Here is a 14,991-nt window from a genome sequence, read left to right on the forward strand (position 1 = left end):
GCGGCAGAGACGATGTTCTCGGACGCGATCAGTTCGATCTCGTCACGCTGGCGGCCCAGCTCGGACGTGATCGAGCCGAACAGCTCGGGATCACGGTCAGACAAAGACTGGGTGAAAAATCCGGTATCACGGAGATTGGCGTTCATGGGCGCTCCACATGGCTGGGTAAGAATCTTGCGGATTTCCTATCGGAAACGGTACATACGCAAAAGCTTTAAAGCGACGATTTGGCCCGCTGTGGCGTCAAGTCTGGCCTATCGGGGAAAGGTATGGTTGTTTCGGAACCAAATGTGCAGCACCGGAAACCGGAAAATATGACAAAGAGAATCGCCTTTCTCGCCAGCGACGTCAAAGTGGCGCAAATTGCGCGGGACAGCCTTGTGAAACTGTACGGCAATGCGGCACCCCGGGATGCGGATGTGGTGGTCGCCCTGGGCGGGGACGGGTTCATGTTGCACACGCTGCACAACATGCAGCACCTCGATACGCCGGTTTATGGCATGAACCGCGGCACCATCGGGTTTCTTATGAATGAGTTTCATGAAGACGACCTGATGGAGCGTTTGGCCGCGGCCGAAGAAGAGGTGATCAACCCTCTGGCAATGCAGGCTATGGATCAATCCGGCAAGCTGCATGAGGCGCTGGCCATCAACGAGGTGTCGCTGCTGCGCGCCGGTCCGCAGGCGGCGCGGCTGAAGATCAGCGTCGATGGGCGGGTGCGGATGCCGGAACTGGTCTGTGACGGAGCCCTGCTGTCGACGCCAGCCGGATCGACAGCGTACAACTATTCGGCGCATGGTCCGATCTTGCCAATCGGGTCAGACGTTCTTGCACTGACGGCAATTGCGGCGTTCAGGCCGCGTCGGTGGCGCGGAGCATTGTTGCCCAAGATCGCTAAGGTACGTTTCGATGTTCTGGATGCCGATAAGCGTCCGGTCATGGCGGATGCGGACTCGGTGTCATTTGCCGATATTGACTGGGTCGAAATCCGGTCGGAACCGTCTATCCAGCACCGTATTCTGTTTGACCCCGGGCATGGATTGGAAGAACGCTTAATCTCTGAGCAATTCACGTAAATTAGTGTCAATACGAATTTTTTTGGACTTGTGTGAACCAGTTCACACGAGATTCATTAAGTTTTCGGTAACCTGAAAATGCCCGGAAAATACGTCAAGGTGGGAGTGAGTGGCCACCAAACGGCGTTGTCGAACGAGTGCGCAGTTTTCGCGCTGGCGAGGGTAGGTGGTGCTACGCTCGTTAGAGATATCCGGGTATATTTTAGCAAGCGGACCCCGGGCACAATAACCCGGGGTCTATTTTTGTGCCCGCCCAATTCATACGGGCGCGGCCATCTTGTCCCAAAGCGGAAAACACATCTGGCCGACACGCGCTTCGATTGCGGCGGCCGCGTCGACGGCCATGTCTTCGCGCCAGCGGCGGGCGGCAATCTGGACGTTGATGGGTTGCGGACCTTGTGGCAACTCCGCCAGCCGGGCCGGAACGCAGGCCGCGGGCAGGCCGAGGAAGTTCATCGCATAGGAATAGACCGCGCAGCCCAGAACTTCATGCACCCCTTCTGCGCCTTCGGTGTCCCGGTCCGGGCCAAAGAACGGTTGCGGTAGGAAGGGTGACAGAACCAAAGGGTAGTCTTCCATGAACATCGACCATTCGCGTGCGTAATGGCTGCGCTTGGCAAGCATGCGGATCAGGTCGGTTTCCACGATGGGCGGGAATTCCTGAAAGTAGACCTCGAAAATCTCACGGATGGTCTCTGACCCCGCAGCCTCGATATCGCTTCGTAGCAGCGTCAAAACTTCTCCCATCAAGGCGCGATAGCCGGACCGCCCGCATTCGAAGACGTCGGGCGGATTGATCTCGTCGACCAAATACCCAGCATCGACCAGCGCGTCGCGGGCCGTGTCCAGAGCTTTGTCGACCTCTGGATGCAGGGAATAACCAAAGGTGTTTTTGGTGAAGGCCACTTTGATAGGGCCATCTATAGCGTCACCGCGCCACGGCATTGGAACGTGAAATGGGTCGCGCGGGTCCGGGGCGATCATGCTGGGCATCGACAGGTGAAGGTCAGCCGCCGAGCGAGTGATCAACCCTTGTACCGACATGGATTGCGCCAAAATTCCGCGTTCAGCCTGTTGACTGGGGTTCCATGCTGGAACGCGGCCGAGACCGGGTTTGACGGTGACCGCACCGTTGGCCGCAGCCGGAAACCGCAGGCTGCCGCCGATGTCATTGCCGTGGGCCAGCGCACCGATCCCCGCCATCACGGCCGCGCCTGCACCACCCGAGGACCCGCCGGGTGAGATATGCCGCCCCCACGGATTATAGGTACGCCCGTGCAAAGGATTGTCGGTATCGGCCCGGAATGAAAACTCGGGCGTGTTTGTTCGCCCTATTACGATAGCTCCGGCGTTCTGAAGGTTGCGCACGATGGGGGCATCGTCGGGCGCAATCACATCCTTCAGGGCGACCACTCCATTCGAAGTCGCGTGTCCCGTTTGATCAACGTTGATTTTGATAGTGACAGGAACCCCATGGAGGGTACCCGCAGGCGCACCGCTCGCAACTGCCGCATCCAGATCGCGTGCTCGGGCCAACGCCTCGTCGCTGAGGTCCTCGACCACCGCGTTCAAGTCAGGATTGACCTGATGCATTCGGTTGATGGCGTCCTGCGTGACTTCCTCAGCACTCAGGTCGCCGCTGCGGGTCAAGGCTGTCAGGTCGGTGGCGCTCAGACGCCAGATGTCGGATTCTGTCATGGGCCCTCACTGTCTTTGGATGACAGTAGGGGGCCTGTTTCAGGTTGCAAGTGAAAGAGGCGCGACGGGCGACGGATCGTCGCCCGCTGTTCGATTACTGCGCGTAACCAATGGTTTTCAACGCATCCGAGATCTCGTCCAGGATTGCCGGATCGTCGATGGTTGCCGGCATCTTGTATTCCTTGCTGTCCGCAATCGATACCATCGTCCCGCGCAGGATTTTGCCCGAGCGTGTCTTGGGCAGACGATCCACCACTACGGCCAGTTTGAACGCAGCAACCGGCCCGATCTTTTCGCGCACCAGCTTGATCACATCCTGAACGATTTCGCTATGGTCACGGTCGCAACCAGCGTTCAGGCACAGGAAGCCAACGGGCATCTGGCCTTTCAACTGATCCGTCACGCCGATCACGGCACATTCGGCCACGTCGGGGTGTGCGGCCAGAACCTCTTCCATCCCACCGGTAGACAGACGGTGGCCTGCGACGTTGATTACGTCGTCCGTGCGCGCCATGATGTAGAGATAACCGTCCTCGTCCACCATGCCGGCATCGCCGGTTTCATAATAGCCGGGGAAGTGGTTCAAGTAAGAGCTTTTGAACCGCTCTTCCGCATTCCACAGTGTTGGCAGAGTACCCGGGGGCAGGGGCAGCTTGACCGCAATCGCACCCAGTTCGCCGGGTCTCATCGGGTGACCGCCTTCGTCAAGGATTTGCACGTCATAACCCGGCATCGGCTTGGCGGGCGAGCCCAGTTTGACAGGCAGTTCCTCGATACCCAGCGGGTTGCCTGCGATGGTCCAACCGGTCTCGGTCTGCCACCAATGGTCGATCACCGGCACTTTCAGCGCGTCTTGTGCCCATTCGATGGTATCAGGGTCGGCGCGCTCACCGGCCAGGAACAATGCACGCAGGCAGGAAAGGTCGTATTTCGCCAACAACTCGCCCTTGGGGTCCTCGCGTTTGACGGCGCGGATGGCGGTTGGGGCGGTGAAGAAGCTTTTGACGTTGTGCTCTGAAATCACGCGCCAGAAGGTTCCGGCATCGGGGGTCCCGACCGGTTTACCTTCGAACACGATAGTTGTGTTCCCGTGGATCAGCGGGGCGTAGCAGATGTAGGAATGCCCTACGACCCACCCGACATCGGACGCCGCCCAGAATACATCTCCGGGATCGACATCGTAGATGTTCTTCATCGTCCAGTTCAGCGCGACCAGATGGCCAGCAGTCGGACGCACGACGCCTTTGGGCGCGCCCGTTGTGCCAGAGGTATAGAGGATATAGGCCGGATCGTTCCCGGCCACCGGCACACAATCCGCCGGTTCGACCCCGTACTGAAACCCGTGCCAGTTGACATCACGGCCTTCGACCAATTGCGCCACTTCCTGTTCGCGCTGGAAGATCACGCAGAACTCGGGCTTGTGGCTGGCCATGTCGATGGCGCCGTCCAGCAGCGGTTTATAGTGCACTACGCGCCCCGGCTCCATCCCGCAGGATGCGGCGATGATGGCCTTGGGCTTGGCGTCGTCGATCCGCACGGCCAACTCGTTGCTGGCAAAGCCGCCGAACACCACAGAATGCACGGCGCCCAGGCGGGCACAGGCCAGCATCGCCTCCAGCGCTTCGGGGATCATCGGCATGTAGATGATGACCCGGTCGCCTTTTCCGACGCCTTTGGCCCGCAACGCTCCTGCCAGCGTGGCGACGCGGTTGCGCAGCTCCATATAAGAAATCTCGCGCTTGGTATGCGTGATAGGGCTGTCATAGATGATTGCGGTCTGTTCGCCGCGACCGTTCTCAACATGCCGGTCCACCGCATTCCAGCAGGTATTCACTTTGGCATCACTGAACCATTCGTACAGAGGGGCGTTGTCGTCAAACAGAGCCTTGGTTGGGGGGTGAACCCAATCGATTGCCTGCGCGGCCTCCATCCAGAATGCTTCTGGGTCCGATTTCCAGCTTTCGTAAACGTCCTGATAAGCCAAGATGACCTCCTCCGAAAATTCCTTGAGAAGTGTGTTATGTGGCCGACGGACACCGCACAAGCGAGCGCAATGACGGAGCGTCACTTTATCGCAAAATATTTGCAAGAATTGCTGATTTCCGCTGCAAACTTTTGCAAACCGACGTCGATTAACGGGGTTTTTGCGATTGATTTTGCATTTTTGCAAATTTGAATAGTTCGGCGTGCAAATATTGAGCAACCGCCAGAATCAAAAAAGGGCGCCACTGTTGGCGCCCTTGGTATTGTACGCTGGTTAATTAACCGTAGTGCGCAACCGGAGTCCCTGCGATCGCCGCCATATTCAGCAACCCGCGCGCTGTTATGGATGGCGTTACGATATGAGCCTTGTTGCCCATCCCCATCAGGATCGGTCCGACCTCCAGGCCGTCGGCCTTCATCTTGAGGATATTGCGCACGCCACTTGCCGCGTCTGCATGGGCAAAGATCAGAACGTTGGCCGGCCCCTCAAGGCGGGAATTCGGGAAGATGCGGGACCGAAGCTCGGGGTCCAGTGCCACATCCAGGTTCATTTCACCTTCATAGGTGAAATCGCGCGGTTCGGAGTCGAGGATATCCAACGCCGCGCGCAACCGTTTCCCTGACCCCTCGGCCTGATTGCCGAACTGCGACTGCGAGCAGAAGGCGATTTTGGGTTCAATCCCGAACCGCCGAACGTGGCGCGCGGCACCAATTGTGGTCTCGGCCAGTTCTTCGGGTGTCGGCAGTTGTCGGACATGGGTATCGGCGATGTACAGGGGGCCGTCTTCCAGGATCATCAGCGACAGCGCCCCTTGAGGACGCAGATCGCCGTCGTCCAAAACCTGTTCGACGTAATTCAGGTGCCAGCGGTATTCGCCAAACGTACCGCAGATCATGCTGTCGGCCTCGCCTCTGTGTACCATGATCGCCGCAATGGCGGTGTTGTTGGTGCGCATAATCGCTTTGGCCAGATCGGGCGTAACACCGCGGCGCTGCATAAGCTGGTGGTACGAGTTCCAGTAGTCATAATACCGGGGGTCATCATGCGGGTTCACGATCTGAAAGTCTTTTCCGGGGCGTACCGTCAGACCCAACCTTTCGCACCGCGTGTTGATCACGTCCGGACGGCCGATCAGAATCGGAGTCTCGGTCGTTTCCTCGAGAATGGCCTGAGCGGCGCGCAATACCCTCTCGTCTTCACCTTCGGCAAACACGATCCGGCGTGAGGCGACGGCGGCGGCCTCAAACACCGGGCGCATCAGAAGGGCGGATTTGAACACGGTCTGGTTCAATTTTTCTTTGTACGCCTCAATGTCGGCGATCGGGCGCTTGGCGACGCCGCTGTCCATCGCGGCCTTGGCGACGGATGAGGACACGACGCCGACGAGGCGCGGGTCAAAGGGCTTGGGGATCAGGTAGTCGGGGCCGAAGGTCAGCTGTTCGCCCTTATACGCCGCCGCTGCCTCGGCACTGGTTGTGGCACGGGCCATTTCTGCGATGCCGTCGACGCAGGCGATCTGCATTTCATCGTTGATTTCCGTCGCGCCGACATCCAACGCACCGCGGAAGATGAAAGGAAAGCAGAGCACGTTGTTGACCTGGTTGGGGAAATCGCTGCGGCCTGTCGCGATGATCGCGTCTGGGGCAACCTCACGCGCGGCTTGCGGCAGGATTTCCGGGGTCGGGTTGGCCAGCGCAAAGATGATCGGGCGCTTGGCCATTTTCTCGACCATCTCGGGCTTCAGCACATTCGGTCCGCTAAGGCCGAGGAACAGATCCGCGTCGCCGATCACGTCATCCAGTGTACGCAAGTCCGATTTCTGCGCGAACTGATCCTTGTGGGGGTTCATGTCCTCTTCCCGGCCTTCGTAGACAAGCCCGTGAATGTCGCACAACCAGATGTTCTCGCGCTTGACGCCCAGTTTGACCAGCATCATCAGGCAGGCAATACCCGCCGCGCCGCCGCCAGTAGAAACAACCTTGATGTCTTCAAAGCTCTTCCCGGCTACGTGCAGAGCGTTCTTCGCCGCAGCACCCACGACAATCGCAGTGCCGTGCTGGTCATCGTGAAATACCGGGATGTTCATCCGCTCGCGACATAATTTTTCGACGACAAAGCAATCCGGTGCCTTGATGTCTTCCAGATTGATCGCGCCAAAAGTCGGTTCCAGCGCGCAAACGATGTCTGCCAGCTTTTCCGGATCGGGTTGATCGACCTCGATGTCAAAGCAGTCGATCCCGGCGAACTTTTTGAACAGGACCGCTTTGCCTTCCATCACCGGTTTGGACGCCAGCGCACCAATATTGCCCAGCCCCAAAACCGCTGTTCCATTTGAAACCACGGCCACAAGGTTGCCGCGCGCGGTATAGAGTTCGGCGTTGGAGGCATCCGCTTTGATCTCGAGGCTGGCCTCGGCGACGCCCGGCGAATAGGCGCGTGCCAGATCGCGGCCGTTTGCCATCGGTTTCGTAGCCTTGATTTCAAGCTTACCGGGCTTCGGATGGGCATGATAGTCAAGCGCGGCCTGCCGCAGGCTGGGTGTGTCGGACATCGGCGATTCAACTCCTTCGGAAATTTGATTTAGCGTTAAACTAATTTTCTCGATTTGGCTACGTTACGTCATTTTGCAACAGTTTGGTAAAACTCTTCCGGGCTCCGGTTGAAAGCTATCATAGAAAATTTACATTCGAGCAACTTTGGACCCAATCCGGACCTATCGAGCATCGGCACGCGTAAATGAGCTATAAGGATGAATTTCAGGCCGGGACTGCCCTTTCTGTAGGTCAGGTTTCCGTTGGCCCAGAGCGTTTGGTTTACGCATCTGTGCTATTTGCTGCCCTCGTAGTTCTCGCGGCTGTTTGTATCTGGCCCATTCAAGCCCTGCCTTTTAACGAAGAGGGGGGATTGTTCGAAACGATCTCTGCCGCGGCGCTTTTTGCGGCTGGACTTGTCGCGCTCTGGCGGTATCCTGGAATCAGCCGTCTCTACATCGGATTGGTTTGCCTGTTGCTGGCTGAGCGCGAGCTTGAGGCGGATATCTACCCGGTAGACAGTGTGCCATATTGGGTGCTGAACGGCCTCGACGGTTTGCTTGATATGACGCTAGTCCGGATCATTCTGGCGGTTCTCGTCGTCGGCGGTGTTGTCTGGCATGGCGTGCCAAACGCGTGGCGGGCTGTTAAGCGTCGGGCTCCGTTCTTCGTTATCTTTGTTCTGACAGGGATGCTGGCCGTTATTGCCCAGCTTATTGAAGAAGTTTCCGGAATCTACAGCGCCGATCTGTCAGCAATCATGATGGTGCGTTTTTTTGTACTGGAAGAAACGCTTGAGATGTTTTTTTCGATTGGCATTTTGACCTCGGTTCTGATCGGATGGCCAAAATCCGACAGCGAAGAGACATTGAATGACTTCGAGCCCCAAAAACAGCCAGACGCGCGCTGAAATCCGCCTGCCGACAAACGAGCTGCGCGACGACATCCCGTTTTTCACCAAGGTCCTTGGTATGAGGATGGACATGATCTATCCCGCCGATGACCCGCGCGTTGCCGTGTTTTCAGGTCATGGTCTGCGCCTACGGGTCGAAAAAGACGCGCCCGAGGCCGCCGGGACGATCCGAATTCTGACTGACAATCCTGATGAATTTGCTGAAGGTCGGCGCAGTCTGGTTGCGCCGAACGGGACCCGTGTCGAGATTGACGAACTGAACCCACCGATGGTGATGCCTGAAACCGTGCACTCTTTCGTGGTGCGTAGGCTCAAGGATCAGGCGCCTTGGATCATCGGACGGGCCGGGATGCATTACCGCGATCTGGTGCCGGACCGGCTGGGTGGCTCGATCATCGCCAGCCATATCCGCATTCCCGATGGCGGTCCGGTTCCGGACATGGTGCATTTCCACAAGGTGGGTTTTCAGCTGATCTTCTGCATTCATGGTTGGGTGGACGTTGTTTATGAGGATCAGGGCGACAAGATGCGGCTGACGGCCGGGGATTGCTTTATCCAGCCGCCTGAAATCCGCCACCGTGTGTTGGAGGCATCGGACAACGTTCAGGTTATCGAAATCGGCGTGCCCGCCGAACACGTAACCGAAATCGATCACGAGATGGCGTTGCCGACACCTCATTATTGCCCGGATCGTGAATGGCAGGGTCAGCGTTTCGTCTACAACAAAGCCGAGGGGGCGGACTGGGGCACGTTCCGCTTGCCGGGCTATGTCTGTCGCGACACCACGATTGCCGAGAACACCAAAGGCGTTGCAGGGGTGCAGGTTGTGCGCAAAGGGCAGGGCGATCCTGTTTGGGCGTCTCATGACACCGATATCCACTTTACCTTTGTCATGAATGGCGAGGTGACGCTGGAAGGCGAGGGGCGCGATCCCTTCCGGTTGGAGCAAGGCGACGCCTTCGTAATCCCGCCCGGAATGCGCACCTGCCTGTCCGATCCCTCGGATGATGTCGAATTGCTTGAAGTCACCCTGCCGGGGACATTCAACACCAAGCTGGGTTAGGTGGAAAATAGCTCAGGAATCTTGCGTCCGGGGGTTCAACTCCCCGGGCGTTTTCAATTAGGGTATTATTTTCTGACCAGTTGATCAAAAAATGAGGAATCGCCATGACTTTGAAAGATGCAGCGCTGTCTGTCCGGGAAAGAGCCTATGCGCCTTATTCCAACTTCAAAGTTGGTGCCGCGATCCGTTCCGCAAGCGGTGAGGTCTATTCCGGCTGTAACGTGGAAAACGTGGCGTATCCGGAAGGCACTTGTGCCGAGGCCGGTGCAATCGCAGCGATGGTTGCGGCGGGCGAGCAGGAATTGTCCGAGGTCTATGTGGTCGCTTCTAGCCCGCAACCGGTGCCGCCGTGCGGCGGGTGCAGACAGAAGCTGGCCGAATTTGGTAAGCGTGAGGTCAAAGTAACCCTTGCGACAGTCGACGGCGCTGAATTCGCGACAACGATCGGCGAACTACTGCCCGGCGCTTTCGACGCCTCACACATGGAAGACGCCTGACCCCATGGACGCGCGTTCGATCATTGCAAAACTGCGCCGGAACGAAGTGCCAACCAGCGACGAGTTGAATTGGTTTGCGCAGGGCCTTGCTGATGGTGGCGTCAGCGACGCACAGGCGGGGGCCTTCGCTATGGCTGTTTGCATGGGCGGGCTTAGTGCGCAGGGACGTGCTGATCTGACCGTCGCGATGCGCGACAGCGGAGACGTTCTGAGCTGGGACTTTGACGGTCCGGTGATCGACAAACACTCCACCGGCGGGGTCGGTGATAGCGTGAGTCTGGTGCTTGCCCCGGCGCTGGCCGAACTTGGGGCTTACGTTCCCATGATCTCGGGCCGTGGGCTGGGCCATACTGGTGGCACGCTGGATAAGCTGGAGGCAATTCCAGGTGTCAGTACGCAGATCGGGCAAGACCGCTTGACGCAAATTCTGCGCGAAACCGGCGCAGCCATTGTGGGTGCTACAGGGCAGATCGCTCCGGCGGACAAGCGGCTTTATGCGATCCGGGATGTGACTGCGACCGTGGAAAGCCTGGACCTGATTACCGCGTCTATTCTGTCCAAGAAACTGGCCGCCAGCCCCGAGGCATTGGTGCTGGACGTCAAAGTCGGCAGCGGCGCATTCATGAAAACGCTTGAGGACGCGCAGAAGCTGGCAAAAGCCCTGTCGGAAACTGCAAACGCAGCGGGATGCCGGACATCTGCCGTGATCACCGATATGCACCAACCTTTGGCCCCCGCGCTGGGCAATGCGCTGGAAGTGGCCGAGGTGATGAAAGTCCTGACGCAGACGCATTATGCGCCGCTGGTCGAAATCTCGGCTGAACTGGGTGGTGTCCTGCTCGCCGATGCTGGCATGTTCTCCACCCCGGACGAGGGGCGCGACAAAATCACCGACGTCATCCGCGACGGCCGTGCCGCCGAACGGTTCGGGCGCATGATGGCCGCTGTTGGTGGGCCTTTGCAGTTCGTGGACAATTGGTCCCGCTATCTGCCCGAAGCCAGTGTGATCCTCGAAGTTCCGGCTCCGGCCAACGGCCATATTACGGCCATCGACGGCGAAGCTCTGGGTCTTACCGTGGTTGCGCTGGGCGGCGGGCGGCAGGTCGAGGACGATGTGATCGATCCGGCGGTGGGTCTGTCGAGCATCGTCCGGCTGGGCGACAAAATCGAAAAAGGCGCGCCCCTGGCGGTGATCCACGCTGCGCGCGAAGATGCTGCGCAACAGGCTGCGGCTGCGGTTCTCAAAGCCATCACAATCGGCGATGATGCCCCCATGCTGCCCGCGCTTATCCACGAAAGGATCACACCGTGACCCGTGCGTTTCTGGTGGTTATGGACTCGGTCGGCATCGGTGGTGCACCGGATGCGGATCGGTTCTTCAATGGCGATGTTCCCGACACCGGCGCAAACACGCTGGCCCATATCGCGCAGGCCTGCGCAGAAGGACGGGCTGAGGAAGGACGTTCCGGCCCGCTGATCCTGCCCAATCTGGAGGCGCTTGGCTTGGGGGCCGCCACGCGGCTCGCTTCGGGGTCGGAAACACCGGGGTTGGACGCAGAACCCACTGGCCTTTGGGGATGCGCGCGCGAGCATTCGCCGGGCAAGGACACGCCTTCAGGACATTGGGAACTGGCCGGGCTGCCCGTGCCATGGGACTGGCACTACTTCCCGGACACCACACCGTCCTTTCCCGCCGATCTGAGCCGGGCGGCCGCTGAAGCCGCCGGGACCGACGGCATTCTCGGCGACCGCCATGCCTCGGGCACGGCTATCATTGCCGAGTTGGGGGCCGAGCATATGCGCACCGGCTGGCCCATCTGCTACACCTCCGCCGACAGCGTCTTTCAGATCGCGGCGCATGAAGAGAGCTTTGGCCTCGACCGTTTGCTGGAGATGTGCAAAGCACTTGCCTCGCGTCTGCATGGTATGAAGGTGGGCCGTGTTATTGCGCGGCCATTTATCGGCTCACCAGAAGAGGGCTTTACCCGCACCACCAACCGAAAAGACTTTGCGATCCTGCCTCCTGGGCCGGTTCTGACAAACTGGGTGCAGGACGCGGGCCGTCGAGTCCATGCGGTGGGCAAGATCGGCGACATCTTTTCGATGCAAGGGATCGACACGCTGCGCAAGGGCTCGGATGTCGAACTGATGGGGCACCTGTCCGATCTGGTCGATGAGGCCGAGGAGGGAAGCCTGACCTTTGCCAATTTCGTTGAATTCGACAGCCTTTATGGCCACCGCCGCGATATTAGCGGCTATGCGCGCGCGCTGGAGTGGTTCGACCAAGAAATCGGTGTGATCCTGAGCAAACTGCGCCCGGGCGATTTGATGCTGTTGACCGCAGACCACGGCAATGATCCAAGCTGGATTGGTACCGATCATACGCGCGAACAAGTGCCTGTTCTGATAGCCGGGCAAGGGGCGGGTCAAATCGGTTCCGTTAACTTCGCGGACGTTGCGGCCAGCATCGCACACCACCTCAACATTCCGGCACAAGGGCCGGGGAGGACTTTTCTATGAACGTCGCAGACCTGCCCAAAATCGAGCTGCACTTGCATCACGAAGGCGCGGCCCCACCTGCTTTTATCCGTCAGCTGGCACATGAAAAACGCATTGATCTGAGCGGTATCTTCAAACCTGATGGGAGCTATGATTTCCGCGACTTTGCGCATTTCCTCAGTGTGTACGAAGCCGCCTGTGAAGTACTGAAATCACCTGAAGATTTTCGACGTCTGACGCTGGCCATTCTGGAAGAAAGCGCTGCCAACGGAGTGGTTTATTCCGAAACCTTCCTCAGCCCCGACTTCTGCGGCGGCGGTGATTTGCACGCCTGGCGTGACTACCTAAACGCCATTCAGGACGCAGCAGACGAGGCGGAGCGTAAGTTCGATATCACTCTGCGCGGTGTTGTTACCTGTGTCCGCCATTTCGGACCGGAACAGGCGAAACAAAGCGCCCATTGCGCCGCCGAAACTGCGGGGGACTGGATTACCGGGTTTGGAATGGGCGGCAACGAATCCGTCGGCAAGCAGGGCGACTACAAATGGGCCTTTGACTGCGCACGCGAAGCCGGGCTGCGCCTGACCACACATGCCGGAGAGTTCGGCGGCCCGGAAAGTGTGCGCGATGCGGTTCGTGAGTTGGGCGTCGAACGGGTCGGCCACGGGGTTCGTGCTATTGAGGACCCTGACCTGATTCACGAAATCATCGACCGCGAAGTCACACTCGAGGTTTGCCCGGGGTCGAACGTGGTTCTGGGTCTATTTCCTGATTTTGCGGCGCATCCGGTTGCCCGGTTGCGCGACCATGGCGTCAATGTCACCGTCTCCACCGATGATCCACCGTTTTTCCATACCACGATGCGGCGTGAATATGAGATGCTGGGCAAAGCCTTCGGCTGGGACGCCGAGGATTTCGCAGCCCTGAATGACACGGCCCTGAACGCGGCCTTCTGCGATGATGATACCCGCGAGCGGGTCAAGAAAAGACTGGAGAGAACATGAGCGAACACCTGACCGTCGTCGACCACCCGTTGGTCCAGCACAAACTGACGCTCATGCGAGACAAGGGCACCTCGACCGCTGAATTCCGTCAGTTGCTGCGCGAGATCACGCTGCTTCTGGCCTATGAGGTCACGCGTGAGATGCCTCTAACCACCCGCCATATCGAAACTCCGATGGAGGAGATGGACGCCCCCATTCTGGCGGGCAAGAAACTGGCGCTGGTGTCGATCCTGCGGGCCGGAAATGGCATGCTGGACGGAGTGCTTGAACTGGTGCCCTCGGCGCGTGTCGGGTTTGTCGGGTTGTACCGCGACGAAGAAACGCTGAAGCCGGTGCAGTATTACTTCAAAGCGCCTGAAGGTCTGAAGGACCGTCTGGTCATTGCCGTTGACCCGATGCTGGCCACGGGCAACAGCTCAGCTGCAGCGATTGACCTGCTGAAAGAGGCCGGGGCCACCGATATCCGCTTTCTCTGCCTGCTGGCTGCGCCTGAAGGCGTTGAACGCATGAAAGAGGCACATCCTGACGTGAAGATCGTCACCGCGTCGTTGGATCGTGAGCTGAACTCGAAAGGCTACATCATGCCCGGCTTGGGTGATGCTGGCGACCGGATGTTCGGCACCAAATAATCCGGCTTACTCGCCGCAGATATTCTGCAGCCGGACCCAATCGCGGTCCGGCAACACTTGTGACAGGGGGCGGCCCGCCATCGGGTCGGCTTCGATCAAGCCCAGAACCGTCTCGCCTGTCACATCCACAGCGTAAGCGTAGGGTGTTGAAGGCAACGCCGCTTGGGCAAAAACAGCCAGCAAGTCATCATCCGGTAAAGACGGGCGAGGTTCGGACAGCACCTGCTCGGTATAGGCGTCGACGATTTCGGGTGTTAGTTCTCCGGTCGTCAGCAGGCGAAAGGCCGTTGTAGCGCCGGTGCGGTCCAGCAATTCATCCAAGGGGTCTTGTGCGGTTGCACGTGCGCGTTCAGCGATGATGTATCCTGCTGCGACCGATGGATCCTCGTGGTCTTCGACCAACGACCGGTTCAGCAGGATGATCCCACCGGGAAGGCTGAGGCTGGTTTGAACCCCGGCGGGCAGAATGACAACTTCGCGAACGCCTGTACGGGCCGCCAACTGATCCAGTGCAGGTTGCGCGTCTTCGGATGCACATGCTGTGCCGGAAACACGCTCGATCCGACGAAGGATCGCGTCGCCGATATCATGACGCTTGATGTCCGGGACAACTGACACGACGTGGCTCTGCAATGCGGCCGGAACCCAAAACAGCAACAGCGCGGCAACGGCACAAACCACACCCGCAACGCTGAGCCAGCGCAAGCGGCCGGGATGTGGCCGCGATCGGTCGATGGCCTTTTGCAGACGGTCGATTGCCCCGATCATTGTGGACTCGGATTCTTCCAGCTCAAGCGTTTCGTCCGGATCTCCGTCAGGGTTGAAGATGGCTGGATACGCACCAGGATTCTGCCGCTCCAACGCGGCCAGGGACCAATGAGTCAGCGCCCGGTCGTTGAAATCCGAAATCGTCAGCGTCGCCTCGCCAATGGACACCACGACCTCGCGCCGTTGAACGTCGGGCGAAGGGCGCCACAGACCGGTGGCTTCGATCCGTTGGTACTGTTTCAGTGCCGTCATCAAGGTGAGGTTTGCTCGTTATTATTTTGACCCAGCTTAACATGGTAAATTCAAAGGGCGCAAACCTGTTGCGTGGC

General features: G+C 58.9%; 12 protein-coding genes and 1 pseudogene. 8 read left to right on the plus strand and 5 right to left on the minus strand.

All coding sequences use genetic code 11. From position 1 onward, the window contains the following. Window positions 1-146 (minus strand): annotated as a pseudogene (gene glyA, locus ACR0AA_RS00005) (serine hydroxymethyltransferase); the annotation flags it as partial. 123 nt (window positions 147-269) lie between these two features. On the opposite strand from glyA, the gene ACR0AA_RS00010 reads away from it, so the two are divergent. Further along, window positions 270-1,076: an NAD kinase gene (locus tag ACR0AA_RS00010; protein WP_480661194.1), complete on the plus strand. Its 807-nt coding sequence runs from the start codon at window positions 270-272 to the stop codon at window positions 1,074-1,076. A gap of 258 nt (window positions 1,077-1,334) precedes the next feature. Here the strand turns inward: ACR0AA_RS00010 and ACR0AA_RS00015 are convergent, their stop codons facing one another. The 3 genes from ACR0AA_RS00015 to ACR0AA_RS00025 form a co-directional block, all read right to left on the minus strand. Further along, on the minus strand, window positions 1,335-2,774 hold the full coding sequence (locus ACR0AA_RS00015; RefSeq protein ID WP_480661193.1) for an amidase family protein: 1,440 nt from the start codon (window positions 2,772-2,774) through the stop codon (window positions 1,335-1,337). Window positions 2,775-2,868: 94 nt separating this feature from the next. After that, window positions 2,869-4,758 (minus strand): propionate-CoA ligase PrpE, encoded by a 1,890-nt coding sequence (gene prpE, locus ACR0AA_RS00020; protein WP_480661192.1) that lies wholly within the window; start codon window positions 4,756-4,758, stop codon window positions 2,869-2,871. A 277-nt stretch (window positions 4,759-5,035) separates the two neighbouring features. Continuing rightward, window positions 5,036-7,309: an NADP-dependent malic enzyme gene (locus ACR0AA_RS00025; protein WP_480661191.1), complete on the minus strand. Its 2,274-nt coding sequence runs from the start codon at window positions 7,307-7,309 to the stop codon at window positions 5,036-5,038. Window positions 7,310-7,494: 185 nt separating this feature from the next. Between ACR0AA_RS00025 and ACR0AA_RS00030 the strand changes: the two genes are divergently transcribed. The 7 genes from ACR0AA_RS00030 to upp all read left to right on the plus strand — a co-directional run bounded on the left by ACR0AA_RS00030 (window position 7,495) and on the right by upp (window position 13,894). Further along, the gene (locus ACR0AA_RS00030; RefSeq protein ID WP_480755225.1) at window positions 7,495-8,199 is read left to right on the plus strand and encodes a hypothetical protein; all 705 of its coding nucleotides are present in this window, start codon (window positions 7,495-7,497) and stop codon (window positions 8,197-8,199) included. Beyond that, window positions 8,162-9,265 (plus strand): cupin domain-containing protein, encoded by a 1,104-nt coding sequence (locus tag ACR0AA_RS00035; RefSeq protein WP_480755226.1) that lies wholly within the window; start codon window positions 8,162-8,164, stop codon window positions 9,263-9,265. The genes ACR0AA_RS00030 and ACR0AA_RS00035 overlap by 38 nt, the downstream gene beginning before the upstream one ends. Window positions 9,266-9,369: 104 nt before the next feature. Further along, window positions 9,370-9,762, plus strand: coding sequence for a cytidine deaminase (locus tag ACR0AA_RS00040; RefSeq protein WP_480661188.1), 393 nt, complete (start codon window positions 9,370-9,372; stop codon window positions 9,760-9,762). A 4-nt stretch (window positions 9,763-9,766) separates the two neighbouring features. Further along, a complete protein-coding gene (locus ACR0AA_RS00045; RefSeq protein ID WP_480661187.1) occupies window positions 9,767-11,074 on the plus strand; it encodes a thymidine phosphorylase in 1,308 nt (435 codons plus the stop codon). Continuing rightward, window positions 11,071-12,282, plus strand: a complete 1,212-nt coding sequence (locus tag ACR0AA_RS00050) for a phosphopentomutase (RefSeq protein WP_480661186.1) — start codon at window positions 11,071-11,073, stop codon at window positions 12,280-12,282. Before ACR0AA_RS00045 ends, ACR0AA_RS00050 begins: the two co-directional genes overlap by 4 nt. Continuing rightward, window positions 12,279-13,265: an adenosine deaminase gene (locus tag ACR0AA_RS00055; RefSeq protein WP_480661185.1), complete on the plus strand. Its 987-nt coding sequence runs from the start codon at window positions 12,279-12,281 to the stop codon at window positions 13,263-13,265. The genes ACR0AA_RS00050 and ACR0AA_RS00055 overlap by 4 nt, the downstream gene beginning before the upstream one ends. After that, on the plus strand, window positions 13,262-13,894 hold the full coding sequence (gene upp, locus ACR0AA_RS00060) for a uracil phosphoribosyltransferase (RefSeq protein WP_480661184.1): 633 nt from the start codon (window positions 13,262-13,264) through the stop codon (window positions 13,892-13,894). Before ACR0AA_RS00055 ends, upp begins: the two co-directional genes overlap by 4 nt. Before the next feature lie 6 nt (window positions 13,895-13,900). Here the strand turns inward: upp and ACR0AA_RS00065 are convergent, their stop codons facing one another. After that, window positions 13,901-14,914: a hypothetical protein gene (locus ACR0AA_RS00065; protein ID WP_480755227.1), complete on the minus strand. Its 1,014-nt coding sequence runs from the start codon at window positions 14,912-14,914 to the stop codon at window positions 13,901-13,903. Window positions 14,915-14,991: the final 77 nt, after the last annotated feature.

Source organism: Ruegeria sp. CE8, assembly GCF_056537465.1.